The organism is Mycetocola sp. TRD_SC_2 (assembly GCF_055361225.1).
The window spans coordinates 471,661-496,238 of record NZ_CM143954.1 but is presented as its reverse complement, the minus strand read 5'-3'; the positions used below and the strand labels follow the sequence as shown (position 1 = coordinate 496,238).

The window sequence follows — 24,578 nt, the reverse complement described above, 5'->3', positions numbered from 1 at the left end:
CTAGTCCCTGTTGAATCGGGTCGGCGGTGTGTACTGCTGCTCCTCGATGAAGCTCGCCCCGAGAAGCTCGCGCACGACGGACTCACCGTAGCGACTGTTCACCGCGGGGTGGACGATCTTGCGTGCGCTCGGTCGCTCCTGAGCGAGGGATGCCGCCGGGTCGCGCCGGTCGGTACCGGTTGCGTCGGTCGCGCCCGCGGGTGCGTTGGCCTGCTGCTGCGCTGGCCGGGTGCCCGGTGCTGCGGTTGGGGCCGCCGCCGAGGCGGATGGTGCGCCAGAGCCCGCGGGTGCAGTTCCCGACCGAGCGGGACTGCTCGAGGATGGCGGGCCGGCCGGCGGAGTGAAGCCTGCTGCTGAGCCTGGCCGGATCGCGGCGGCCGAGCCTGCCGGCGGGAGGAATCGGCCGGGTGGAATGATCCCAGACACGTCGCCGATCGCCACCGGTTCGCGGGTAGGGTCCGACAGCGGGTCGGGGTATGGCGGTTCGTCGTCGGGCGGAGGTGCGTCGCGGTCGTCGGGCTCGGGGGCATCGCTGTCGCTCGGTGCGCCAGGCATGGGTGTGCGGGCAGCGCCGCTCGGGGCGGCGCCGGGTGCGGTGGGCGCACCGGGTGCACTGGCGCCCGGTGTTTCTGAGTCCTCGGCTGCGGGAACCGAGGGGTCCGAGGTCGGGATAGCGACGACGTGCCATCCGCCGGCTGCCGGTGGGGCAATCGTCGGCGCGGTGTGTGCGGCGTTGTCCGGTGCGGTGTTCGTCGGGCTGGCAGCGCCAGCTGGTGCCTGTGCTCCGGCGGCCGGACGAGTCGATGCGTCCACGCTCGGTCCGCCCGTGGCGGCCGGCGGATTCGATGTCGCTAGCGCCACCGAGGGTGCGGAGGGGTTGCTCGCTGAAGCGACAGCGGAGCCCGAGCCCTGGCCGGCAGCCGCTGACGGCGCCACTGCTGGTGCCTGGGATTGCGCCTGCCCGGCGGAAGAACCCCCGGGTGCTGCTGTACTCGCGGACGGCGATGCGCCGACACCTGAAGGTCCCGCCGCAGCAGCCGATGCTGCAGGAGTTCCACCCGTCGACGCGGCCGGAGCCGCACCGCCGGCGCGCTGCGTTCCACCGCTCGCCGGTGCTCCGGGACCGCTTGACCCACCAGCGGGGCCGGACGTTCCTGGACCGCCCGAGCTCCCGGGGGAACCGGACGGTGGTGATGCGGGGCCGCGACCAGGGGCATCCGTGTCGCCGGGGGCGTCCACGTGCGCGATGAACTTGACGGTGACGCCCAGCACATCGAGGATCGCCTGGCGCACGACCGTGCTGACGCCGTTGCCGGCCTGAAGTTGCTTGAAGTCGTCGACGTCTTTCGCGCTCGGGAAGCTCAGGCGCAGCACCGCGTCGTCGCTGAACGCGCGCACTGTTGCCGTCTGGGCGACGAGCCACGCCGATCGTTTGGCGGCGGCAACCCGCTCGAGGATTTCGGGCCAGGAGTCGCGGAGCTGCTGGACGGTCACCGGTCCGAGCGGCCGAACCGTGATCGGGGCGGCGGGCGCAGGCGTCGCCGGCGCGGGCACCGTTGTCGCTGCCGGGGCGGGCTCGGTGCGAGCGGGGCGCGGCGCAGCGGGCTCGACCGGTTCGTCGAACGAGCGCTGCGCGGAGGGGGCCGATGCTGGGGCGGGAGGCGGAGCATCCGTCGACGCGGCGTCGGACATGCCGACGCGTCGCTCCAGCCGTTCGACACGGGCGAGGGCGCCCCGGGCGGAATCGTCCATCGACGGCACGAGCACGCGCGCGACCATGAGTTCGAGGTGGAGGCGCGGTGATGTCGCGCCCGTCATCTCGCTCAGCGCGGCGTTGACGATGTCGGCGGTGCGGCTGAGTTCGGCCTGACCGAAGCCGGTCGCCTGCACGGCCATGTGGTCGAGTTCATCCTGCGGGATGCCACGGAGCACGGATGCCGCGTCTCCCCCGGTCGCGCCGACGACGATGAGGTCGCGGAGGCGCTCGAGCAGATCGTCGACGAAGCGCCGTGGGTCCTGACCGGTCTGGATGACGCGATCGACCGCGGAGAAGGCGGCACCGGCATCGCGGGCGGAGAGCGCGTCGATGACCTCGTCGAGCAACGCGGAGTGGGTGTAGCCGAGGAGAGCGACGGCGCGTTCGTAGTCGACGGTGTCGCCCTCGGACCCGGCCATGAGCTGGTCGAGGAGCGAGAGGGTGTCGCGGGCGGAACCGCCACCGGCACGGACGACGAGCGGGAGAACACCAGGCTCGACCTTGACGTTCTCGGACTCGCACATCGTCTGCACGTACTCGAGCATCTGGGCCGGCGGGATCAGCCGGAACGGGTAATGGTGCGTGCGTGACCGGATGGTGCCGATGACCTTGTCTGGCTCGGTCGTGGCGAAGATGAACTTGATGTGTTCCGGCGGCTCTTCGACAATCTTGAGCAGAGCGTTGAAGCCCTGCGGCGTGACCATGTGGGCCTCGTCGAGGATGAAGATCTTGTAGCGGTCACGGGCCGGGGCGAAGATGGCGCGCTCGCGCAGGTCGCGGGCGTCGTCGACGCCGTTGTGGCTCGCCGCGTCGATCTCGACGACGTCGAGTGATCCGCTGCCCTCGCGGCTGAGCTCGACACAGCTCGGGCAGACGCCGCAGGGGGTGTCGGTCGGGCCTTCGACGCAGTTGAGGCAGCGCGCGAGGATGCGGGCGGAGGTGGTCTTGCCGCAGCCGCGCGGGCCGCTGAAGAGATAGGCGTGGTTGACCCGGTTGGTGCGCAGTGCGGTGCGCAGCGGATCGGTCACCTGAGACTGACCGATCAGCTCGGCAAAGGACTCTGGCCGGTAACGGCGATACAGGGCGGTAACCACTCCCTCATCGTAGTCGCCGCCGCTGACACCCGGGCCGGGCGGTGGGATGGGGCTTCCGCTGGCTTCGGGAGGAAAATCGCACCGTTCATCCACATGGAGTGCTTCAGATGGACGGACTCGCTTCCGGGCGACGAGTATTCACCGGCGGTTCACCGGGCGGCTTCCCGCCGCTCCTAACCTCACAAACGCGCGGCCCCTTTCGTTCGCAGCAGGACGACCCGCGCTCACTGGAGGAAACTGTGTCCCGATCACGACTTATCTTCGCCGGAACCGCTCTCGCGGCATCGGCCCTTCTTCTCAGCGGATGCGCGCCGACGCCAGCATCCGGCACCGGTGCCGACGACGTCGATGCCGCCACCGCGACAAGCGTCGATGACTTCGGCGGACTCGAAGGTCTCGTCGAAGCCGCAGAGGCCGAGGGTGAACTGAACGTCATTGCCCTTCCTGAGAACTGGGCGAACTATGGCAAGATCATCTCCGCCTTCGAGGAGAAGTACGACATCACCGTCAACTCAGCCGATCCCGACGTATCGAGCGCGGAGGAGATCACCGCTGCGAAGAACCTCAAGGGCCAGGACACCGCACCCGACGTCTTTGACCTCGGCACCGCCGTCGCCCTCGAGTCGACCGACTACTTTGCTCCGTACCAGGTCGAGACGTGGGACGACATTCCCACGGAAAACAAGGAAGAAACTGGCCTCTGGGTCAATGACTACACCGGCTTGATGTCGATCGGTTACAACGAGGATCTCGTCGACGCCCCGACTTCGCTGGACGACCTGCTCAGCGACAGCTACAAGGGGAAGGTCGCCATCAACGGCGACCCCACACAGGCGGGTGCGGCGTTCGCCGCCGTCGGTTTCGCCGCGATCCAGTCCGGCGGCAGCGTCGACGACTTCCAGCCGGGCATCGACTTCTTTGCCGAGCTCAACGAGGCAGGCAACTTCCTGCCCCTCGACCCGACACCGGCAACCATCGCCTCGGGAGAAACCGCGGTGGTCTTCGACTGGAGCTACAACAACCTGGCTGAGGGAAAGAACGTTCCCAGCTGGAAGACGGTCGTCCTGGACGGACCTGCATACGGCGCCTACTACAACCAGGCCGTGAACGCGGATGCTCCGAACCCGGCTGCGGCCCGACTGTGGCAGGAGTTCATCTTCAGCGACGAGGCACAGAACCTTTATCTCGAGGCCGGCGCATACCCCGTGCGTCTCGCCGCGATGGAGGAGGCAGGCACTGTCGACGAGGCCGCCTCGAAATCCGCTGGCAGCGCGCCGGACGAGCTTCTGTCCCCCGACACTGCACAGACGGATGCCGCAAACGCTCTCCTCGCGGAGCAGTGGGCTGCATTAGTCGGATAGTTTCACCCACCTTGAACGCGCCGGGACCACGGTCCCGGCGCGTTCCTGTCCGCCGGGAAACCGGCCGGAGGCATCCGTCATGAAATACCTCGGCCTCGCGCCGTTCGCCCTCTACGTTCTCCTGATGCTCGTCGTCCCCGTCATTCTCGCGGTGGCGACAGGCTTCACAGACGGCGACGGCGGGTTCACCCTCGACAACATCACCGCGCTGGCGAATCCGGCGATCCTCAGCACCTTCGGCAACTCGTTCGCGCTCTCGGGCATCACCGCGGTCGTCGGCGCGATCCTGGGCGCACTGGTTTGCTACGCGCTGAGTGGCCTTGCGCCAGGCGGCCGGATTCGTACCGCCGTCGACGCAGTCTGCGGGGTGCTCGCTCAGTTCGGAGGCGTAATGCTCGCATTTGCGTTCATCGCAACCATCGGCATCCAGGGCATCGTTACCCTCATCCTCCGCGATCGCCTCGGTGTCGATATTTTCGCCGACGGTGTCTGGCTGTACCAGGTGCCGGGGCTGATCCTCCCCTACCTCTACTTTCAAGTTCCGCTCATGGTGATCACGTTCCTTCCCGCCGTCGACGGGCTCAAGGCGCAGTGGTCAGAAGCGAACGCGACCCTCGGAGGCAGCCGACTGACCTATTGGACGCGCATTGCCGGCCCGATTCTGGCACCGTCCTTCCTGGGGGGACTGGTCCTGCTCTTCGCCAACGCGTTCTCGTCGTACGCCACGGCCGCCGCTCTGATCAGCCAGGGCGCTCAAATCGTGCCGTTGCAAATTCGCGGAGCGCTCATCAGCGAGACCGTCCTTGGCCGCGAAAATCTGGCCGGAACGCTCGCGCTCGGGATGATCGCCGTCATGGTGGTTCTCATGGGTGCGTATTCTGCCCTGGCCCGTCAGACCGAGCGGTGGCAGCGTTGACCGCGCCACGGATCGGGGGAAGACCCAGCCGTTGGACCACCACCATCATCCTCGTCACCGTTGGTGTCATCTTCGCCATTCCGCTGGTGTCGATGGCCGAATTCACCCTCCGCAGCGCTGGCGGCGGCTACGGCTTCGAGCATTGGCTCGCGCTTGTCGATCCCGAGAACGAGCGACGATATCGGATGCTGTGGGCCGGCATCGGCAATTCACTCCTCCTCGCTCCCGCCACCGTGGCGCTCATGCTGGTGCTCCTGGTGCCGACGATGATCCTCGTGCAACTGCGATTCCCACTACTGCGGCGTCCACTTGAACTGATGTGCCTGCTGCCCATCACCGTTCCGGCGATCGCTCTCGTCGTCGGGCTCGCGCCCGTGTACTCGGTGATCTCCGGGGTGTTCGGTAGCAGCGCCTGGACGCTAGCGTTCGCGTACGGCATCCTCGTGTTGCCGTTCGCGTACCGCGCCGTCCAGTCGAACCTGCAGGCGATCGATCTCATCACCCTCACCGAAGCGGCGCGGACCCTCGGTGCCTCCTGGCCAACCGTGACCATCCGGGTCATTGTGCCTGCACTTCGCAGAGGGCTGCTTGCGGCGTCGGTCATCAGCATTGCCGTGGTTCTCGGTGAGTACACGCTCGCGTCGCTACTCAACCGGCAGAACCTGCAAACCGCGCTCGTTCAAGTGTCGAAAAGCGACCCGTACACGGCTGTCATCCTCTCTCTCCTTTCCCTCCTCTTCGCTTTCGCCCTCCTCGCCGTCATCGGCCGGGTGGGTGCCGGCCGCCCGCAGAACAGGACCACATCATGACGTCGATGAGCGCAGCATCCGCCCTCGCCCGCCCCGGCACAGCCGTCGAATTCTCTTCCGTCGTCAAGCAGTACGGCGAGCACCGGGCGCTGGACGAACTCGAGCTGAAGATCGAACCCGGCGAATTCGTCGCACTGCTGGGCCCAAGCGGCTGTGGCAAGACGACGGCGCTGCGTGCGCTGGCCGGTCTGGAGACGATCTCATCCGGCACGGTGTCAGTCGATGGCGCCGACGTCTCACTTATGCCGGTCAACCGCCGCGATATGGGCATGGTGTTCCAGTCGTATTCGCTCTTTCCGCACATGACGGTGACCGACAATGTGGAGTTCGGCCTCCGGATGCGACGATTCCCGGTCGCCGAGCGGCGCCGCCTCGCCGCTGAATCCCTGGAGCTCGTCGGACTTGGAGCTCACGGCAGTCGCTTCGCCCACCAGTTGTCGGGCGGGCAGCAACAGCGGGTGGCGCTTGCGCGCGCCCTGGTCACCCGGCCGCGCGTCCTTTTGCTCGACGAGCCGCTTTCTGCTCTCGACGCTAAGGTACGCGTGCAGTTGAGGGACGAGATTCGTCGCATCCAGCAGGAACTGGGTATCACGACTCTGTTCGTGACGCATGACCAGGATGAAGCTCTCGCCGTCGCCGATCGTGTCGCCGTCATGCGGGAGGGCCGGATCGAACAGATCGGGACGCCGGAGCAGCTCTACTCACAACCAGCAACGACGTTCGTCGCCGCTTTCGTCGGGCAGAGCAACCAGCTGGAGGGAATCGCATCCGGAGGTATCGTGCACGTGCTCGGGCAGAGTCTGCCGACGGGAGACTCTACCGACGGGCAGGTGCTTTGCTTCGTCCGCCCGGAAGACATCTCCGTCCGACCGGTGAACGGATCGGGGCTCGGAACTGTCGTAAGTTCCAGCTTCCACGGCAGTTTCCGCCGCACCACTGTACTCGTCGAAGGGCGGGCGGTCGTGACGCAGCACCCCGCATCACAGTCATACGATGTCGGCAGCGCCGTTGATCTGGTGGTGTCAGCGACCGAGGTCACCGTATCGGCGTTTCCGGCGCCGAACGCACGCTAGACAGACGGTTTCGGGAGCAAAATCGCGGGGCTGGCCCACCGTGACGCCTTGAACCAACTATTTTCCTCCCGAACTCGCAGAAGTGGCGATTCACACCGTCGCCGGCTGCCCGCGGGCGGCATCGAGGCCCTCCCAGCGACTGCCGAACAGCGGCGTCAGCGTGAGCACAGCGTAGAGAACCGCACAGCCGAGCAGCGTCGGCCCCAACCCGATCGCGGCGACGGCCGCCCCGGCAGCGAAACTCCCCAGCGGCATCGCCGCAGCGACCCCCGCCGTCGTGACACCGAAAACCCGCGCCCGCATCGGCTCGGGCGTGAGTCCGTACATCGCGGTCGACAGCATCGGATTGATCGCCCCGGCCGCGAGCCCGGACAGCGCAAACACCAGGAGAAGAACGGGCACCGGAACATCGAGGAACATCGCCAGGTACGGCGGCATCCCCGCGAAGAAGAACGACCAGACGAACAACGCCCGGCCGGCCAGCCGGTGCCCCCACACCGCAAACAGCGCGGACCCGGCGAACGCCCCACCAGCAAAACAGCCCACCATGAACCCGAGCAGCGCCCCTGATTCCGAATTCTCCGCCGCATAAATCGGCTTGAGCACCGTGAGCCCGGCCACATCGATCGCATTGGTCAGCATCACGAGCAACACGACGCTGCGCAAGAGCGGCTGCTTCACCAGAAAACGGATGCCGTCGGCCAACTCCTTCAGGTACGGCTCATCCTCGACCCGCAACGGCCGGGCGACATCACGCGGGATGCACACCACCACGAGAAGGGCTGACACGGCGAAGGTCACGGCGTTCACGAAGAGCGAGTTGGTCGCACCGACAAGCGCGACGAGGATGCCGGCGGTCGCCGCCCCGAGCATCGACGCGGTCCGCTGCACGGCGGACTGCGCACCGGCCGCCCTGGCCAGAGCCACCCCGCCGCGCTCCGCAAGCTCCGGCAGCAGCACGGTCTTCGCCGTGTCACCGGGAGTATCCAACAGCCCGCTCAAAAACACGAGGAGGAGCAACAACCAAAACGGCAGCCCACTCGTCAGCGCGAACACGGGAATCAGCAGCACGGTCACCCCGCTCGCAAGATCAGCGAGAATGCTCGCGCTCCTGTATCCGAAACGGTCGATCACGGCACCACCGAGAGCTCCGCCGATAATGAGCGGCACCGTCGCGAATACTCCGGCCACGCCGGTGGCCAGGGGGGACCCGGTCGTCGCCAGCACGTAGAGCGGCACAGCGACCATGGTGATTGCGTTGCCGGCTTTCGACACAAGCCCGGCGGCGAGCAGCCCGATAAGTGGGACCCGCGACACCGTGGCGATCGTGCTGGTCATCGGAACCCCTCACTCACCGGAATCAGAGGCAACAGACCGTGGGCGCACGAATGCGCTGTACATCAGGCGCGACGGGCGAGCATTCGGCTCCCCGGGGCGGCTGCGCGACTCCCAGCGCTGGGCGAGCTCCTCGAGCTCGTCCGACAACTCGCGCAACTCCTCCGGCGTGAGGAAGGTGACGCTGTCACCGGCCGTCGCACCGGCCACCCACTCCGGCGACAGTGTCGGCTCCAGGTCGATGTATTCGGCCAACTCCGAACTCTGCGCCTGCAGAAACGTGTGCCGCATCGCAACGCTCGCGATGCGCGTGGACGGATCAGCATTCAGTTGCGACGGCTCGTACCGCGTGTGCGACTCAGCCGCCGCCCACCAGCGCTCCCGTGCATCCCGGGCGCGCTCGGGTGCCTCGACGACAAAACGAGCTCGCGCCAGAACACCCACGTGATAGCTGATCGAGCCGGGAGCCTCGTCGAAGATCTCGGCGAGCATACCCACGGAATGAGGTCCAGACACCCGCAGCTCCCCCAGTAGTTTCACCCGCAGGGGGTGCGCAAGGGCGCGCATCGCTTTGGGGTCGGTGAGAGCGTCGACGGGACGTTTCGGAACAGGCATATCGTCAGGATAGTTCCACAAGAGTTCTTGTGCAATAGTGCTTGTGGAAAACGTGGCAGTCGGTACCGACGCTTACCGCCGCGGCAGCCTTATCGTCGCCGTGGTTCCCGCACCGGGCTCTGTACTGAGCGCAAAAGACCCGAGGTGGGCCTCGATGATGCCCTTCGTCACTGAGATGCCGAGGCCGACCCCCGGGAACTCCTGACCGATCCCGGTCGAGCGGTAGAACGGAGACCCCATGGCCTCGAGCTCTTCGGGCGGAATTCCGGCCCCCGAATCCTCCACGACGATGCAGACGCCCTCGTCGTCCGCAGACAGGCTGATCGCGACCGTCCCCCCACGCGGAGTGAATCGCATGGCGTTCGACACGAGGTTTTCAATCGCCTGACTGATCCGGCGTCCGTCGACGATCGCCGTCATCGCAACCGGAGCGTCCAGGCTGAGCCGCACCCCAGCGGCATCCGCAGCGCTCCCGCATCGCTCGAGCACGGTGGCGCACAGCGCGCTGATGTCGTTCAGCTTCCGTTCGAGCTTGACGGTTCCGCGCTCCCGGCTTGCCTCATCTATGAGATCGCTCACGAGCTTCTGCAGTCGATCGGTGTTGCGCTCGATCACCGAGAGGGCGTTCAAAATGCCATCCGGCACGTCAGGATCGTCCATGATCAGTTCCAGATATCCCAGGATCGAGGCCAGGGGGGTACGGAACTCGTGCGATACCGAACCCACGAACGCATTCTTGGCCGAGAGCGCCTCGAAGTAGACGGTGACGTCCTCCACGGCGACGACTGTGCCGGCAAAAGCACCGTCGGAGTTGAGAAGTGGGCGCGCCGACGCCGATAGCGCGTGCTGCTGGGTTCCTGGCGCGCTGATCCACACGACACGGTTCCGGAACTCTTTGCCGTCGATTGCCTCGGTGACGAATCCCTCGGCTGCCGGGATGGGCGTGACACGGTCGGGCTGGAGCAGGAACTCCTGCTGTTCGAGCTCGAGCGGAGTCAAGCCGGTGCTGACGATGACGGGATGTTCGTTCACTGTCCGGTTGGACAGCAGCGCCGTCCCGTCGGCGTCGTACGCGAGGATGCCGACGTCCACCGCGTCGACGATGCTGTCAAGTAGCGCGGAGGTGCGCTTCTCCCGGGCAAGCGATTCAGCGGTAACCTGCTGCTGTTCGGTGAGGGAACGGATGCTTGCAGCGGTGCGCCGCGATGCAACGTATGTGGTTGCTGCAGCAACTGCGACGACAGTCGGGATAAGGAAGTTGACGAGCGACCGCTCCAGAACGAGCCTGCTGTTATCACTGACGCTCATGTCTCCGATCTGGAAAAGCCCGAGGGCGAGCACAACGGCGAGCGCCGCGAAGACGGGCCGGCCAGACAGACCGAGCCAGAGCGCGGGCAGAATAGCGAGGTAACCGAGGGCCTGCACCGGTTCTTCCGGTAGCTGGCGCATGACGATGAGCGCCAGCATGTCGAGGAGCGGCACGGCCAACAGCCAAACCGAGTTCGTTCGCCCGAGGACCGCCGCGAGGATCGTAGCCGCTCCGAAGATGACGATCGCGAGGGCGAAAGCCGGCGTGCGAAGAGGCGCGGGGTCGATGACCATGGCTAGCGCCATCGCTCCCAGAACGATGAGCAAAGCGGCAGCCTGGATGGCGACCTCGGGCCGGTAACCGAACCATCGGGCACCGAGTTCCGCCGTGGGCGCAGGACTCATAGAACCGACATTGTCTGCCTGGCTATCTCAAGCTCTTCGTTGGTGGGGATCACGAGAACCTCGACCTCGGAATCGTTCGCCGAGATCCGCCGCGGGTCCCGCGAGGACTCCTCGTTGCGCTCAGCCGAGAGACGGATGCCGAATCCCTCCAGTCCGGAGAGGGCCGCCGCGCGCACGGCAGCGGCGTTTTCGCCGACTCCCGCGGTGAACGCGATGACGTCGACCCGCCCCAACTGGGCCATGTAGTTGCCGATGTAGCCCTTGAGCCGGTGAACGTACACGTCGAAAGCGACGCTCGCGCGCTCATCTCCGGCGGCGGATCGCTTCAGCACATCGCGCATGTCACCGGCACCACCGAGCCCCAGCAGACCGCTCTTACGGTTGAGGAGCTCATCGATGTCGTCGAAACTCATGCCGGTCCGGCGGTGGAGGTGAATGAGCACGGCCGGGTCGATGTCGCCGGAGCGGGTGCCCATCACGAGACCCTCGAGCGGCGTCATGCCCATGGATGTCTCGACCGAGCGACCGCCGGCGATCGCCGAGGCGGAGGCCCCGTTGCCGAGGTGCAGCACGATCTGGTTGAGGTCTGCGAGCGGGCGGCCGATGAACGCAGCAGCCTCTTCTGAAACGAACTTGTGCGATGTTCCGTGAAAGCCGTACTTGCGCAACCGGTGCTTCGACGCCAGAGTGCTGTCGATCGCGTAGCTGTACGCGGCGGGAGACAGCGTCGAGTGAAACGCGGTGTCGAAGACGGCAACGTGGGGCACGTCGGGGAACGACTTCTGCGCGGCCTCGATGCCCTGCAGGTTCGCCGGGTTGTGCAGCGGCGCGAGCTCAGAGAGCTCTTCGATGTTGATCTTCACGAGGTCGTTGACGAGCGTCGGGCCGAAGAACCGCTTCCCGCCGTGCACGACGCGGTGGCCGACGGCGATGAGCGGATGCCGCTCGAGCGACGGCCCGTTCGCGGCGAAAGCGTCGAGCATGACGCGGAATCCCGCCGTGTGGTCGGGAATCGGGAGATCGCGCGCTGTCGTCAGCGGAGCATCCGACCGGTCGACGGAGGGGACGGCATCCCACGGAATCGTATGGACAGCGTGACCGGTCTCCTCACCGATGCGCTCGACGAGGCCGGTGGCGAGCATCTGCTCGGTGGCCATGTCGATCAGCTGGTACTTGAACGAGGACGACCCCGAGTTGACGACGAGAACAGCGCTCATGCGGGAGTCTCGCCCTGCGCCTGGATCGCGGTGATCGCGACGGTGTTGACGATGTCCTGCACGAGGGCACCGCGGGACAGGTCGTTGATCGGCTTATTGAGCCCCTGGAGCACCGGTCCGATGGCGACAGCACCGGCGGAACGCTGCACCGCTTTATAGGTGTTGTTGCCCGTGTTGAGGTCGGGGAAGATGAACACCGTCGCGCGGCCGGCGACCTCGGAGCCGGGCATCTTCGAGGCGCCCACCGCGGCATCCGCTGCTGCGTCGTACTGGATCGGTCCTTCGACGAGGAGGTCGGGGCGGCGCGAGCGAACGAGGGCGGTTGCCTCGCGAACCTTCTCGACGTCTGCGCCCGAGCCGGATTCACCGGTGGAGTACGACAGCATCGCGACGCGCGGGTCGATGCCGAACTGCAGCGCCGTCTCGGTCGAGGAGATTGCGATGTCGGCGAGCTGCGAGGAGTCCGGGTCGGGGATGACGGCGCAGTCGCCGTAGACGAGGACGCGATCCTGGAGCGCCATCAGGAACACGGAGGAGACGACGTTCACCCCGGGCTTGGTTTTGATGATCTCGAAGCCGGGACGGATGGTGTGGGCCGTGGTGTGGGCGGCGCCGGAGACCATGCCGTCGGCCAGACCAAGGTGGACCATCATTGTGCCGAAGTACGAGACGTCGCTGACCTGGTCGCGCGCCTGGTCGACGGTGACACCCTTGTGGGCACGGATCCGCGCGTACTCCTCGGCGAATTTGAGACCGAGGACCGGGTCGTGCGAGGAGAGGACTTCGGCACCGGAGATGTCGAGGCCGAGTTCGATCGCGCGCGACCGCACCTCGAACGGCTCACCGAGGATGGTGAGCTGGGCGACCCCGCGGGCGAGGAGGGTGTGGGCGGCGCGGAGGATGCGGTCGTCGTTGCCCTCGGGCAGAACGATGTGCTTCGGGTTGGCGCGCGCTCGCTCGAGGAGGCCGTACTCGAACATGAGCGGAGTGACGACGCTCGTGGCGCTGACCTCGAGCAGCTGGAGCAATTCGGCTCCGTCGACGTGCTGTTCGAAGAGAGCGAGGGCGGCGTCATACTTGCGCTGCGAGTCCGCGGCAAGGCGCCCGCGCGTGCGGGTGATCCGAACGATCGTGTCGTAGGTGCCGAGATCGGTGCGGATGATCGGAAGCGTCTGCGGCAGTCCGTCGAGCAGCTGCTCCACGGGTTCGGGCAGGTCGAAACCCCCGTTGAGCACGATGCCGGCGATCGACGGGAACGTGCCCGAGCTCTGCGCCATCATCGCGGCGAGGAGAACTTCGGTGCGATCACCGGCGACGACGAGCACGGCGCCTTCGATGAGGCGGGGCAGCACGTTGACCATTCCCATGCCGGCGACGACGACGCCGAGTGCTTCACGGCCGAGCAGGGCGGGGTCGCCCTTGAGCAGCACGCCATCGGTCGCGGTCATGATCGATTCCATGCTGGGCGCGATGAGGTACGGGTCTTCGGGGATCGACCAGACCGGAACGCCCGGCTTCGCTTTCTCGATCGCGGCGGTGACTTCGGCGAGGTTGTCTGGGTCGACCCTGTTGGCGACGACGGCGAGGAGGGTGGCGTGGGCGTTCCTCAGTTCGAGGAGCGCGAGTTCCGCGATGTCGCCCATGTGGTCAGCGCTGCGCGGGTCGGCCTGGCCGAGGCGTTCGCCCGAGCCCTGATTGGAACGACCGCCGAGAACGAGCAGAACAGGAGCACCGAGGTTTGTCGCGATCCGGGCGTTGTAGCCGAGCTCGGTCGGGCTCCCGACGTCGGTGTAGTCGGAGCCGAGAATGACGACGGCGTCACACTGGGCCTCGACCGCCTTGTAGCGGGAGACGATACGCGCGAGGGCCGCATCGGCATCCTCGTGGACCGCGTCGTATGTGACACCGATGCACTCGTCATAGCTGAGGTCGACGCTGTCGTGGTCGAGCAGCAGCTCGACAACGTAGTCACGTTCAGAGGTCGAGCGGGCAATGGGACGGAAGACTCCGACCCGTTGCACCTGGTGCGAGAGGGTATCCAGGGTGCCCAACGCGATTGTCGACTTGCCGGTCTGTCCTTCAGCGGACGTGATGTAGATGCTCTTCGCCACGGGTTCAGCCTACGTGCCTGATGGAGTGCCGTCGTTGCCTTGCGATCTGAGAAAACGTCAGGCGTTATCTCCGCCCGTCTCGTCGACGCGTTCCTGGGCGTCTTCTTGCGACAGGCCATCTCCGACTCCTTCCCACCGCCATTTCGCCACCTCTGGGATGTCTTCCCCGTGGTCCCGCGTGTACTGGCGGGCGCGCAGCCGGGCGTCCTGCATGTCCTGCCGAAGCGCCGCCGATGTGGCGGCGAGGTGCGGGACCCGGTCGATGACGTCGATGACGAGCCGGTAGCGGTCAAGGTCGTTGAGCATGACCATATCGAACGGTGTCGTCGTCGTGCCCTCCTCCTTATAACCGCGCACGTGCAGGTGGTGGTGCCCGGTGCGCTTGTAGGTGAGTCGATGGATGAGCCACGGATAGCCGTGATACGCGAAGATCACCGGTTTCTCGGTCGTGAAAATGGTGTCGTACTCCGCGGCCGACAGTCCGTGCGGGTGCTCATGTTCGCTCTGCAGTTTCATCAGGTCGACCACGTTGACGACGCGCACCCTCAGCTCCGGCAGCCGCTTCCGGAGAATGGATGCCGCCGCGAGCGTCTCGAGGGTCGGCACGTCACCGGCGCACGCGAGAACCACATCGGGTTCGGTCCCGTCCTTTTCGGTTCCGGCCCAGTCCCAGATGCCGAGACCCCGGGTGCAGTGAGCAATGGCGTCGGGCATGCTGAGCCAGTTCGCCTGGGGCTGCTTGCCGGCGACGACGACGTTGACGTAGTCGACCGACCGGAGAACGTGGTCATAGGTCGAGAGGAGGGTGTTGGCATCCGGCGGAAGATACACCCGGACGACGTCGGCTTTCTTGTTGACGACGTGGTCGATGAAACCGGGGTCCTGGTGGCTGAACCCGTTGTGGTCCTGCCGCCAGACGTGGCTCGACAGCAGGTAGTTGAGGCTCGACACCGGCAGCCGCCACGGGATTTCGCGCGACGTTTTGAGCCACTTGGCGTGCTGGTTGAACATCGAGTCGATGATGTGGATGAAGGCTTCATAACAGTTGAACAGCCCGTGCCGACCGGTGAGCAGGTACCCCTCGAGCCAGCCCTGGCACTGGTGTTCGCTCAGCACCTCCATCACGCGGCCGGCTCGGGAGAGGTTCGTGTCGACCGGCAGGATGCCCGCGTTCCACTGCTTGCCCGTGTGTTCGTAGACGGCGGGGGCGAGCCGGTTGGATGCTGTTTCGTCCGGCCCGAAGATCCGGAAATTGTGCGGGTTCTCGGCGATCACGTCGGCGAGCCAGGTGCCGAGAACCTTCGTCGACTCCGCGGTGGATCCGCCCGGCTGATCAACGTCGACGGCATAGTCGCGGAAGTCGGGAAGGTCGAGCTCGCGTCGCATCCGCCCGCCGTTGGCATGCGGTGTCGCGCTCATCCGCAGGTCACCGTCCGGTGCGAGGGCGGCGACGTCGTCGACCAAACGCCCGTCGTCGTCGAAGAGCTCGTCGGGACGGTAGGTGCGCAACCAGTCCTCGAGAACGCGCGTGTGAGCATCCGTGTCGCGTGCATTGGCGAGGGGGACCTGATGGGCGCGCCAGGTGTTCTCGACCGGCTGCCCGTCGATCTCTGCCGGGCAGGTCCAGCCCTTGGGGGTGCGGAGGATGATCATCGGCCAGCGCGGTCGTGTCACGCCCTCCCCCGCCGCCTGCTGTTCGGCGGCGGTGCGTTTGATCTCGGCGATCTCGTCCAGAATCGTGTCGAGCGTTTCGGCCATGCGGGCATGGACGAGCATCGGATCCTCCCCGTCGAACCCACCCGAGACGATGTACGGCGAGTGGCCGTAGCCGCGCATGAGATCGAGCAGTTCTTCTTCGGGGATGCGGGCGAGCACCGTCGGGTTCGCGATCTTGTATCCGTTGAGGTGGAGGATCGGCAGCACGACACCGTCCTGCAGCGGGTCGACGAACTTGTTCGAGTGCCAGCTCGTGGCGAGCGGGCCGGTCTCTGCTTCTCCGTCGCCGACGACAGCCGCAACGAGAAGGTCGGGGTTGTCGAAAGCGGCACCGTAGGCGTGGCTGAGCGCGTAGCCGAGCTCGCCACCCTCGTGGATCGACCCGGGTGTCTCCGGAGCGACGTGGCTCGGGATGCCGCCGGGGAACGAGAACTGGCGGAACAGCCGGCGCAGTCCCTGCTCGTCCTCGCTGACTCGCGCGTACACCTCGGAGTACGTTCCCTCGAGGTAGGCGTTGGCCACCATGCCTGGTCCGCCGTGGCCTGGGCCGGCGATGTAGAGCATCGCCTGCTGCCGTTCGCGGATCACCCGGTTGAGGTGGGCGTAGACGAAGTTGAGGCCCGGCGTCGTTCCCCAGTGCCCGAGGAGCCGGGGTTTGATGTGGTCGGCGGTGAGTGGCTTGCGGAGCAGCGGGTTGTCGAGCAGGTAGATCTGCCCGATGGAGAGGTAGTTCGCCGCCCGCCACCAGGCGTCGATGCGGGCAAGGGTGTCCTGATCTACCGTCGTCGGAGCCATGGCCTCATCCTAGGGAGCACAGTGCAGGTGCCGATAGGCATGGATTGGAACCGCCTGGACCACGAAAACACCCGTCCCGGCCAAGAACACGCGGTATGCCGAGTGTTTTCGTCCGGAACGGGTGAATTCGTCGGGAGTTAGCCGCCGATCCGCGCCGCGTGGCGCTTGCGCATCAGCACGATTCCGCCGAGCAGGAGCATCAGCCCGACGAAGAGCCAGCCAGCGATGTTGGCTCCGGTGTCGGCGAGGTCGTCAGCTCCGGTCGGGTCGGCACCGGGTTCAGCGCCCGGGTCGGACCCTGGCCCGCCCGCAGCCGCTGTCACGGTGAGGGATGCCGCGGCGATCGTCTCTCCGTCGACGAGCGCAGCGATTTCATACGCGTCCGCTTCGACCGAGGCAGGAATGGTGACCTGCACGGATGCCGCGCCGGCGGCATCGGTCACAACCGTCGTGAGCTCGATCGGTGCCGCGACCGCGAAGAGGGCGAACCCTGCTGCGGCCGGGTTGCGCAGCATCAGGTCGACCTCGGTGTTGGCCTCGAATCCGGTGAGCTGAACATCGACGTCACCGCCCGCTGCGACGCTGCCAGGAGACAGCGAGATCTGCGGCTCGGTTCCGGTCACGGCCGACACCAGCTGGGCGACACCCCAGCGGGCGGTCGACTGGTAGCCGGCGCCTGACGGGTCTGCCCAGTTGCGGATGCCGGTGCGGGCACCGTCGGATGCGTCGTTGACCTGGACGTCGAGACCGTGGAACGATCCCTCGCCGCCGTACTCGAGCAGGCTGACCGCGACCTCGACGAGGTAGCCGCCATCGGTGCGAGTCGTCGCTGACTCGACGCGGGCCCGCTGGAACGGCTCATCGCCGGTTCCGAACGACACAGCGTTGTCTGCACTGATACGGATTTGCGTGTCGTCGTAGCGGTAGGAACCGTTCTTGACGTTGCCTGCGTCGACGTAGATCTCGACGGAGTCCTGGATCCACGGGTCGGATCCTGAGACGTCGACCTCCTGGTCGGTGACCTCGGCGAGGAGGTACAGCGTGTTGTCTCGCCAGAGCGTCCTGAATTCAGCGGATGCTCCCGCCGTGCCTTCGACCTGCTTGCCCGTTTCGATCGTCCCGGCTTCGGCCCACACCTCGTCGACGTCGCCGTCGATCGTGGGTGCTGTTCCGGTCTCGAGAACCTCAACGTAGGAGAGCGGTTCGAGCAGGGTCAGTGTTCCGACAGCGCTCGCCGAGTTCCAGCCGGCGGCTGTTCCATCGGTGAAGATGCGAACGTCGAACTCGACGGTGTCACCCTGTGCTGCCGCGTCGAGCGGGAGGTGCGCGACCACGCTGAATCCGGCATCCGTTTCGGTGACGACGGCATCGACATCACCCGAGCCGTCGCGGTTGACGGTCGCGGTCTCGTCGCCCCAGGCGAACTCGACCGAGTCGGCGGCGGCGTCGGTCACGTGAACGAACGCGCTCAGGTGGTCGGGCTGCCAGCGCAACTGGAACTCGCCGCTCTGCTCGATCTGCTGAAGCGGGAGCTGCTCCCACTCGAGTGCCGTCGTTGCGTCGTCGTCGAGAGTGACGTCGCCCTGGAACACATTCGCGGTGCGCAACCGGGCGGGCAGCTCAGCGTCGACGATGCCGTAGTAGGCGGGCTTCGCAACGAGAGCGTCGGTGAACACGAGCGGTGCACCGGAGCTGTTGCGCCAGCTGCGACCGTCGGTCAGTCCCCACACCGTCACCGAGAAGAGCTCGTCGGCGTAGTTCCGGAAGATGCGGAACGCGTCACGGTAGAAGTAGCCCTGCTCGACAAGCTTCGCCTGGGTCACCGGGGTGCCCGTTGTGACGTCGAGTTCGGTCACGGCCTGCAGGAGCCCGAGGTCCGAGAACGCCGCGAGGGCGGTCTCGAGGGAGTCGACCGGGGTCGACAGGCTCAGGTGGAACTGGTGGCCGACGCCGTCGATCGGAACGCCGCGATCGAGCATCCGTTCGATCAGCGCGCGGTACCGGACCTGCTTGCCGCTCTGCTCCGTGTTGTAGTCGTTGATGAACAGCGTCACCGGGCGGTCAGCGCCTGCGGCGGCGTACTCGTCGTTGAAGGCTTCGTCGGCGTACTGGAACGCGAGGTCGATGAAGTCCTCACCGAGGATGCGGAACCACTCGCTGCGGCGCAGACCGTCGGCGTTTTCGTTGCCGTCCGAGACGACTTCGTTGACAACGTCGAACGCGTTGAGCGGGTTGGTGTCGCTTCCGAAGGCGCCGTAGGTGTCGTACATGTGCTCGGCGACGTTGAAGATGTGCGTGCGCATGCGGTCCCGGAGGATCTGCTGGTCGGCGGCGCTCGTCGTGAGCGCGACACCGGCGTCGTCCTGGAAGAACCACGCCGGGGTCTGGGAGTGCCAGACGAGGGTGTGGCCGTAGACAGCGAGGTCGTTGTCCTGCGCGAACTGCATGAGCGTGTCGGCCTCGGGGTGAGGCGTGAATTCGCCGGCCTCGTTGTACCAGGCCTCCGGCTTCATGAAGTTCTCGGCGGTGACCTGGTTGAAGTGCCGCGTGAGCAGTTCAGCGGCGTTTCCGGTGGTCTCGCGGCTGTCGATGGCTGCGCCGACCGGGAAGTCCACCGTGTCCTGAATCGGTGTGATGTCCTCGACCTCTCCCCCGGCGGGGACGGTCACGCTGATGTCGTCCACGAGGAACGACGACGTGTTGCCGCCGTTGTACGCGGTCTCGAAGTACAGCAATGCTGAGTCGGCCTCACCCATCTGGAAGGTCTGGGTCACCTGCACCCAAGCGCTGTTCGACATGCCCGGGAACTGGCCGAGCGTTCCGTAGCTCGTCGTCTCACCCGCGGTGCGTGCGAGGCTCAGCCAGACATCGCCCGCTGGCTCACCATCGGCGAACTTGATCCAGGCCGACACTTCGTAGGTCTGGCCGGGGAGCAGGATGCCGGTGACGTCGTGGCCGAGTCCCTGCCCCTGCGAGGTGCGCTCGGAGACGAGTGCCGCCTGGGTGCCGCTGTGAGCATCGTCGGTCGTGATCGTGACGGATGCTTCGCCCGCCGCGTCCGCGCGGGGAACCCAGGCGCCGAGGCCGTCCTCGAATCCGGTGTTGAGCGATGAGAGGTCGGACTCGCCGGGGTCGGCCGGATCAGTTGGGTCGGTCGGATCAGTCGGCTCTTCCGTGCGGAGGGCGGAGATCGAGATGTCGTCGACGAGGTAGCTGTACGGCGAGCTGTCGGCGGAATCGGCCGTGCCGAGATAAGCCTGCAGCGCCGAAGCATCCGCTCCCGCGGGGATCACATACGAGCCGGTCACGGTGGTCCAGGCGTCGGCAGACATCGTCGTGTTGCCGATCCAGCTGTAATCGGGCTTCATGACGAAGCGCACGTCGGCGGGTGCCGCATCAGCGTCGGCGAGCCGTACTCGCATTGAGAAGGTCAGGGTGTCACCAGCTTCGAGAGTGTCGAAGAACCCGGCGGGGGTCTGGATGCCGCTGAAGTCGCTCGCGCGATCGCCGACACGAAGAACGGTGCCGCCCTCCTCGTCTGCGACGTAGGTGAGTGCGGCTTCGCCGCTCGACTCCCAGCCGCCAAGTGTGCTGTCTTCGAAGTCGGTGGTGACGAGGGTTTCCGGTTCCGCTGCTGCGGCCGGGGATGTCAGCGCCGGGACCAAAAGCGCTGCGGCCAGGGTTCCTATGACAATTTTGCGGGACAGGGATCGTACGCTCATGACGCTCCTTTGCGTGGAAAAGCGAGACTGCTTTGCGGTGCGGAACGGATGCCGTCTGCACCTGACGGACTTCTCGAAAGTTTCGACAGCAAAGTCGAAATCCCGTGAGTTGCTCGCAGCCTATGTCGACGCCACTTTTGTTGTCAAGACCCACAAACTTTCGACAACCCCCGAAGGAGGGCGCGCGCGAGGGCGGCTCGCGACCGCGTCGAAGGGTGGTTCCTGAGCAAGGTCGCTCGGCGACCGCGTCGAAGGGCGGTCCCGCCGGAGCGGCGGTTAAAAGTAAAAGACTCCTCGCGCACCCGCCAGAGCCCGGTTACCCTTGCTACGTTTCCGTCCTGGGGGAGTTGGCCTGGATGGCGCCACGCGAGGAGCCAGCATCCATTCTACGACATCAGGGAGAGGTGTTGTGCGTGCACGATCGGGTGCGGTCGGATGCTCCTCGCAAGCACGATAGGATAGCTGAGGTTGAAAACGTGTGAGCGTTGGATCCGGCCAGGAGAATTCGCCTAGTGGCCTATGGCGCACGCTTGGAAAGCGTGTTGGGTTAACGCCCTCGGGGGTTCGAATCCCCCATTCTCCGCCAACGAAAAACAGAAACGCCCACCGGAAAACGGTGGGCGTTTCCGCGTTAGCGGGGCCGAACCACACTTCAGTTGTCACTAACGCACCGCAAAACCCTGAATAACCAGCGTTAGCGGCAAGTGAACGCGCCCCGCAGCATCCGCCCGCCGTTCAGTTGTCGCTAACGCAAGTAAGAGCGCCGATTAACCAGCATTAGCGACAAGTGAACGGGCCCCGTGGCATCCGCTCACCCTTCATCCGTCCCATATGCCGGAAATACCCGCCGGAATCCGGCATTTGGGACAGCCGAAACACGCGCTCCGCTCCGCACCCATGCGGGTGGTCCCCCAACAGGTGGCTATGCGCGACTCGATTCATGCGCCAGAATAAAATCCGAGGCGGGGGCGCAACGTGACGAGTATGACCGAAGACAAAGTGGTGGTGTCCGTTCGCGTTCGCCAGGGGCTCCTTGCCCAGGGCATCGCGGCGGTGCTCGCGCTGAGCGTGCCCGTGCTGCTCGCTCTGTACTGGCTCACCATTCCGACCGGTGGCTGGGTGTGGGTCGCCGCGGCGCAGGCGTTTGTCATCGCCTTTCTGATCTACTCGATCATCCGCTACCTGCGTGTGCGGATCACCGTGACCCCGACCCATCTGGTCGAACACCGGTTTTTCTGGGGAACCACTCGCGTGCCCTTCGAAGACATCGGCCGCGTCATCATGCTCGAGATGCACCGCACCATGGCGTCGCAATCCCGGTTGCAGATGTTCGTGCTCGATGACTCGGGCCATCCGCTCGTGCGGATGCGCGGGGAGTACTGGTCACGCAACGGCATCAACCGCATCGCATCGCACCTGACCATGGCGCCGATCGAGCACGTCGATCACCCGGTCACGCTCGACGAGCTGCAGGCGACGCGACCCGAGATGCTCTACTGGTTCGAACGCCGACCGCGCCGGATGCCCTAGACCAGCTTCCTGCCCAGAGTGACGCCCCCGGCATCCGCTGCCAGTTCGGTGAATCCGACCCGCCGGTAAAAGGCCTGAGCGTTCGTGTTGACTGTTCCGACCACAAGGTGCAGACCACGGATGTCTCGCTCGGCAAGCGCCGCGGCAAGCGTCTCGATCAACGTGCGACCGAAACCCTGTCCCTGCGCCTCCGGCAGGAGGTCGATGTGCAGGTGCGCCGGGTAGTCGTCGACGGCTGCGATAAGCATCCGGTTCGGGTCGGCGGCGGACACGAGCAGCTCTCTGTCGGACCCATCGGCGTCATATCGCGCTGCTGCTTTCGGCCACCACTCGGCGCTGAACCACTCGGCGAATGCGCGGGTGTCGGCCGTCCCGAGGATGTAGCCGACCGCCCGCTCACCGTTGTCGACCACGAAGGCGAGCTCGGGCTCCCGGTCGACGTACGGCAGGGCGTAGATGTCGGGAAGGAGGCCGTCCGACGAGTGCAGCCCCGTGGCATCCTGCCCGCTGTCGCCGGTCCGCACGCAGATGTCGGCGATCGCTTCACGGTCGGCGGGTGTGTACGGGCGAATGCGCATCATCCGGCCGAGTTTACGCAGGTCTTCTAGGCTTGCCCCCATGACCTGGAACCCCGCGACGCCCGAGGAGTACCTGCGGCGGTGGCATTTGACGCCCGCCGGAGCGGCATTCTCGACACCGTCGTCGCACCTGCAGCCGGTCGTGCACCGCGGCGAGCGCGCGATGCTCAAGGTCGCCCGCATCGAAGAAGAAGCGAACGGATGCCGCCTGCTGGCGTGGTGGAACGGCAACGGCGCCGCTCGCGTGCTCGAACTCGATGATCACGCGGCGGTCCTCGAGGAGGGCGGCGCGTCGCTCGCACCAGGTTCGGCGGCGGATGACGACCGGGCCACTCGCATTCTTTGTGGTGTCGCGGAGACGCTGCACGCGGCATCCGACCGGGGGTTTTCGAGGCGGCCGAGCGGATTGGTTGGCCTCGACGTGTGGTTTCGGGCACTATTCGCGCGTGCCGGGAGCGACGGCCCGTACAGGCGAGGGGCCGACCTCGCCCGGCGCCTGATCGCTCGTGGCGGGCGCTCTGTGGTGCTCCACGGTGACCTGCACCACGGCAATGTGCTCGGCTTCGGTACGCGCGGGTGGCTCGCGATCGACCCTAAGTACCTCGTCGGCGACCGGGTTTTCGATTACACGAACATCCTCTGCAATCCGGACCCGGAGCTGGCTGAGTCCCGGTTCGATCGGCGGGTTGAGCTCATTTGCAAGCTCGCCGCGATACCCGAGCGGGAGTTGCTGGAGTGGACCGTGGCGTGGACAGCGCTGAGCGCGAGCTGGTTCGCCGACGACGGCCGCGCCGACGAGGAGCGGCGGGTTCTGCGAATCGGTGCACTCGCGGAGGCGCGGCTCGGGGTTCGGTGATCAGGGTTGCGAACCGAGCCAAGGAAACAGCGCCGGGGGAAGGATGAATCGAGCCAGGGCATCCTTATGTCGGCACGATGTCCTTGTCTCAGCCGGACGCCCCAGCGCGGCATGAGCGGACGTCGGGCGCCCGCCCCCGCTAGCGCCGCCGGCGGGTTCCGAAGATGCCCTCGACGACCCCGGTGAGGATCGTCTTCGTCGCCCGGGAGCCGAGCACCTCTCGCGGAGGATGACGCCGACGGTTGCGCTGGAGAGACCGCCGAGCTCCTTGAGTTCTGCCTTGCCCTCGTCGCTGATGAGGAACGTGAGTACGGCGCGCAGGTCGGTGAGGTCGAGGAGCGGGAGTCCGGCACGATCGGCGTAGTGGAAGACGAGGCCGAGGCTGGACTCCTGCGTGTTGTTGAGTCCGAGGACTTTGCTCAACAGGATCGGCCCGAAGCCGGCAATCGTCGCACGGATCGGAACACCCTTGCCGACGCCTCCGAGTGAGAAGTATTCGAGGGGAAACGCTTCGGGTGTCCAGTCCTGGCCGATCCCCCGCGTGCGATTCAGCCGGATGCCCCGGGTGCCGCGGGTGCTGCGGGTGCTGCGGGTGCGGTCGCTGCAGGTCCGACGTCGGGTGCTTCGGACTCCGGTGCACTCGCTGCGGTGGACGCGGCTGACTCTGCCGCCTGCGCTGACTCCGCCGCAGTATGCGTGGAACCCGCCGCCGCGGATGCACTTGCCGTTTCTGAGTGTTCGGCGGACTCGCTGGCAAGAACGGCACTCGCGTCCGCGGCGGACTGTGCGTTCGTCAGCGCATCGGCCGCGGCTTGCGCGGCCGCTTCATCGGCGGGAGCCGCGTGTGCCGGTGTGTCCGCGGTGTCCGTCACAGTTTCTGCACCCCGCACCCCATCGGTGGAGGGTGGTTCGGCGGCGGCATCTGTCGCCGACGGGGCGACCTCGGGCCCAGCGTCCTGTACCTGCTGCGCGACGGCAGCTTCTGACGACCGCATGGCTGCAGCCGTTGTTGCGGCTGCAGCTTCTTCGGCGGATTCCCGTGCGCTGACGGCGGTGGAGTCCGCCGCGGCTTTCGCGGTGGCGGTCGCGTCGGCGGCGGCGGTCGCCGCGGCATCCGTGGACCGGTTTTTTGCCGCTGTCGCTGCGTCCGCTGCCGTGCGGGCAGCGGCCGTCGCGGCCTCGCCGTCGGCGGTCGCTTTCGCGGCCGTCACCTCGGCCTGCGCTTCAGCGGAGGCCCTGGCTGCTGCCGCGGCATCCTCGAGCCTCTGGAGGGCGGCGGCTGCTGCGGCCTGCGCTTGCCCAGCTGCTGCGGCCAGGGCGGCGGCTTCGGCCCGTGCGGCGGCGAGTGGGTCGGTCGGGTCGGCAGCATCGCTCATAGGTC

The 24,578-nt window shown here is 66.4% G+C and carries 16 protein-coding genes, 1 tRNA gene, 1 other RNA gene and 1 pseudogene; 7 read left to right on the top strand and 12 right to left on the bottom strand.

Annotated elements, in window-relative coordinates:
* Nucleotides 1-2,850, bottom strand: a complete 2,850-nt coding sequence (locus ACWA1Q_RS02440) for a DNA polymerase III subunit gamma and tau (RefSeq protein WP_463759225.1) — start codon at nt 2,848-2,850, stop codon at nt 1-3.
* A gap of 239 nt (nt 2,851-3,089) precedes the next feature.
* On the opposite strand from ACWA1Q_RS02440, the gene ACWA1Q_RS02435 reads away from it, so the two are divergent.
* The 4 genes from ACWA1Q_RS02435 (at nt 3,090) to ACWA1Q_RS02420 (ending at nt 7,009) form a co-directional block, all read left to right on the top strand.
* Nucleotides 3,090-4,211, top strand: a complete 1,122-nt coding sequence (locus ACWA1Q_RS02435) for an ABC transporter substrate-binding protein (protein WP_463759223.1) — start codon at nt 3,090-3,092, stop codon at nt 4,209-4,211.
* Between the two features lie 79 nt (nt 4,212-4,290).
* A complete protein-coding gene (locus ACWA1Q_RS02430) occupies nt 4,291-5,127 on the top strand; it encodes an ABC transporter permease (protein ID WP_463759222.1) in 837 nt (278 codons plus the stop codon).
* On the top strand, nt 5,115-5,936 hold the full coding sequence (locus ACWA1Q_RS02425) for an ABC transporter permease (RefSeq protein ID WP_463759220.1): 822 nt from the start codon (nt 5,115-5,117) through the stop codon (nt 5,934-5,936). Before ACWA1Q_RS02430 ends, ACWA1Q_RS02425 begins: the two co-directional genes overlap by 13 nt.
* Nucleotides 5,933-7,009 (top strand): ABC transporter ATP-binding protein, encoded by a 1,077-nt coding sequence (locus tag ACWA1Q_RS02420; protein WP_463759218.1) that lies wholly within the window; start codon nt 5,933-5,935, stop codon nt 7,007-7,009. Before ACWA1Q_RS02425 ends, ACWA1Q_RS02420 begins: the two co-directional genes overlap by 4 nt.
* 90 nt (nt 7,010-7,099) lie before the next feature.
* On the opposite strand, the gene ACWA1Q_RS02415 is transcribed toward ACWA1Q_RS02420, so the two are convergent.
* From ACWA1Q_RS02415 to ffs, 8 genes are all read right to left on the bottom strand, one after another.
* Nucleotides 7,100-8,347: an MFS transporter gene (locus ACWA1Q_RS02415; protein ID WP_463759217.1), complete on the bottom strand. Its 1,248-nt coding sequence runs from the start codon at nt 8,345-8,347 to the stop codon at nt 7,100-7,102.
* 9 nt (nt 8,348-8,356) lie between these two features.
* On the bottom strand, nt 8,357-8,959 hold the full coding sequence (locus ACWA1Q_RS02410) for an ArsR/SmtB family transcription factor (protein WP_463759215.1): 603 nt from the start codon (nt 8,957-8,959) through the stop codon (nt 8,357-8,359).
* Nucleotides 8,960-9,031: 72 nt separating this feature from the next.
* Complete coding sequence (locus ACWA1Q_RS02405; protein WP_463759213.1) at nt 9,032-10,672, bottom strand: sensor histidine kinase; 1,641 nt, start codon at nt 10,670-10,672, stop codon at nt 9,032-9,034.
* The gene (locus ACWA1Q_RS02400; protein WP_463759212.1) at nt 10,669-11,889 is read right to left on the bottom strand and encodes an acetate kinase; all 1,221 of its coding nucleotides are present in this window, start codon (nt 11,887-11,889) and stop codon (nt 10,669-10,671) included. Before ACWA1Q_RS02400 ends, ACWA1Q_RS02405 begins: the two co-directional genes overlap by 4 nt.
* Nucleotides 11,886-14,000: a phosphate acetyltransferase gene (gene pta / locus ACWA1Q_RS02395; RefSeq protein ID WP_463759210.1), complete on the bottom strand. Its 2,115-nt coding sequence runs from the start codon at nt 13,998-14,000 to the stop codon at nt 11,886-11,888. Before pta ends, ACWA1Q_RS02400 begins: the two co-directional genes overlap by 4 nt.
* Before the next feature lie 57 nt (nt 14,001-14,057).
* Entirely contained in the window at nt 14,058-16,511 is a 2,454-nt protein-coding gene (locus ACWA1Q_RS02390) for a phosphoketolase family protein (RefSeq protein ID WP_463759209.1), read from the bottom strand.
* A 137-nt stretch (nt 16,512-16,648) separates the two neighbouring features.
* Nucleotides 16,649-20,233, bottom strand: a complete 3,585-nt coding sequence (locus tag ACWA1Q_RS02385) for an endo-1,4-beta-xylanase (RefSeq protein ID WP_463759207.1) — start codon at nt 20,231-20,233, stop codon at nt 16,649-16,651.
* A 282-nt stretch (nt 20,234-20,515) separates the two neighbouring features.
* Nucleotides 20,516-20,612, bottom strand: an RNA gene (gene ffs, locus ACWA1Q_RS02380) — signal recognition particle sRNA small type.
* A gap of 119 nt (nt 20,613-20,731) precedes the next feature.
* Here ffs and ACWA1Q_RS02375 point away from each other — a divergent pair.
* A tRNA-Ser gene (locus tag ACWA1Q_RS02375) sits at nt 20,732-20,819 on the top strand.
* A gap of 398 nt (nt 20,820-21,217) precedes the next feature.
* A complete protein-coding gene (locus ACWA1Q_RS02370) occupies nt 21,218-21,763 on the top strand; it encodes a hypothetical protein (RefSeq protein ID WP_463759205.1) in 546 nt (181 codons plus the stop codon).
* Here ACWA1Q_RS02370 and ACWA1Q_RS02365 read toward each other — a convergent pair.
* Nucleotides 21,760-22,344 (bottom strand): GNAT family N-acetyltransferase, encoded by a 585-nt coding sequence (locus ACWA1Q_RS02365; RefSeq protein ID WP_463759203.1) that lies wholly within the window; start codon nt 22,342-22,344, stop codon nt 21,760-21,762. The two genes, ACWA1Q_RS02370 and ACWA1Q_RS02365, sit on opposite strands and share 4 nt — an antisense overlap.
* Nucleotides 22,345-22,381: 37 nt before the next feature.
* On the opposite strand from ACWA1Q_RS02365, the gene ACWA1Q_RS02360 reads away from it, so the two are divergent.
* Nucleotides 22,382-23,197 (top strand): aminoglycoside phosphotransferase family protein, encoded by an 816-nt coding sequence (locus ACWA1Q_RS02360; protein WP_463759201.1) that lies wholly within the window; start codon nt 22,382-22,384, stop codon nt 23,195-23,197.
* A gap of 219 nt (nt 23,198-23,416) precedes the next feature.
* On the opposite strand, the pseudogene ACWA1Q_RS02355 reads toward ACWA1Q_RS02360, so the two are convergent.
* Nucleotides 23,417-23,749, bottom strand: a pseudogene (locus tag ACWA1Q_RS02355) (helicase HerA-like domain-containing protein); the annotation flags it as partial.
* The gene (locus tag ACWA1Q_RS02350; RefSeq protein ID WP_463759199.1) at nt 23,746-24,573 is read right to left on the bottom strand and encodes a hypothetical protein; all 828 of its coding nucleotides are present in this window, start codon (nt 24,571-24,573) and stop codon (nt 23,746-23,748) included. The pseudogene ACWA1Q_RS02355 and the gene ACWA1Q_RS02350, both read right to left, overlap by 4 nt.
* Nucleotides 24,574-24,578: the final 5 nt, after the last annotated feature.

What these genes read in the sequence shown, in the direction of transcription:
- ACWA1Q_RS02430 (WP_463759222.1), top strand. Translation starts at nt 4,291, where the DNA reads ATGAAATACCTCGGCCTCGCGCCGTTCGCCCTCTACGTTCTCCTGATG.
- ACWA1Q_RS02410 (WP_463759215.1), bottom strand. Translation starts at nt 8,959, where the DNA reads ATGCCTGTTCCGAAACGTCCCGTCGACGCTCTCACCGACCCCAAAGCG.
- ACWA1Q_RS02365 (WP_463759203.1), bottom strand. Translation starts at nt 22,344, where the DNA reads ATGATGCGCATTCGCCCGTACACACCCGCCGACCGTGAAGCGATCGCC.
- ACWA1Q_RS02360 (WP_463759201.1), top strand. Translation starts at nt 22,382, where the DNA reads ATGACCTGGAACCCCGCGACGCCCGAGGAGTACCTGCGGCGGTGGCAT.
- ACWA1Q_RS02405 (WP_463759213.1), bottom strand. Translation starts at nt 10,672, where the DNA reads ATGAGTCCTGCGCCCACGGCGGAACTCGGTGCCCGATGGTTCGGTTAC.
- ACWA1Q_RS02390 (WP_463759209.1), bottom strand. Translation starts at nt 16,511, where the DNA reads ATGGCTCCGACGACGGTAGATCAGGACACCCTTGCCCGCATCGACGCC.
- ACWA1Q_RS02385 (WP_463759207.1), bottom strand. Translation starts at nt 20,233, where the DNA reads ATGAGCGTACGATCCCTGTCCCGCAAAATTGTCATAGGAACCCTGGCC.
- ACWA1Q_RS02370 (WP_463759205.1), top strand. Translation starts at nt 21,218, where the DNA reads ATGACCGAAGACAAAGTGGTGGTGTCCGTTCGCGTTCGCCAGGGGCTC.
- ACWA1Q_RS02350 (WP_463759199.1), bottom strand. Translation starts at nt 24,573, where the DNA reads ATGAGCGATGCTGCCGACCCGACCGACCCACTCGCCGCCGCACGGGCC.
- ACWA1Q_RS02420 (WP_463759218.1), top strand. Translation starts at nt 5,933, where the DNA reads ATGACGTCGATGAGCGCAGCATCCGCCCTCGCCCGCCCCGGCACAGCC.
- ACWA1Q_RS02415 (WP_463759217.1), bottom strand. Translation starts at nt 8,347, where the DNA reads ATGACCAGCACGATCGCCACGGTGTCGCGGGTCCCACTTATCGGGCTG.
- ACWA1Q_RS02400 (WP_463759212.1), bottom strand. Translation starts at nt 11,889, where the DNA reads ATGAGCGCTGTTCTCGTCGTCAACTCGGGGTCGTCCTCGTTCAAGTAC.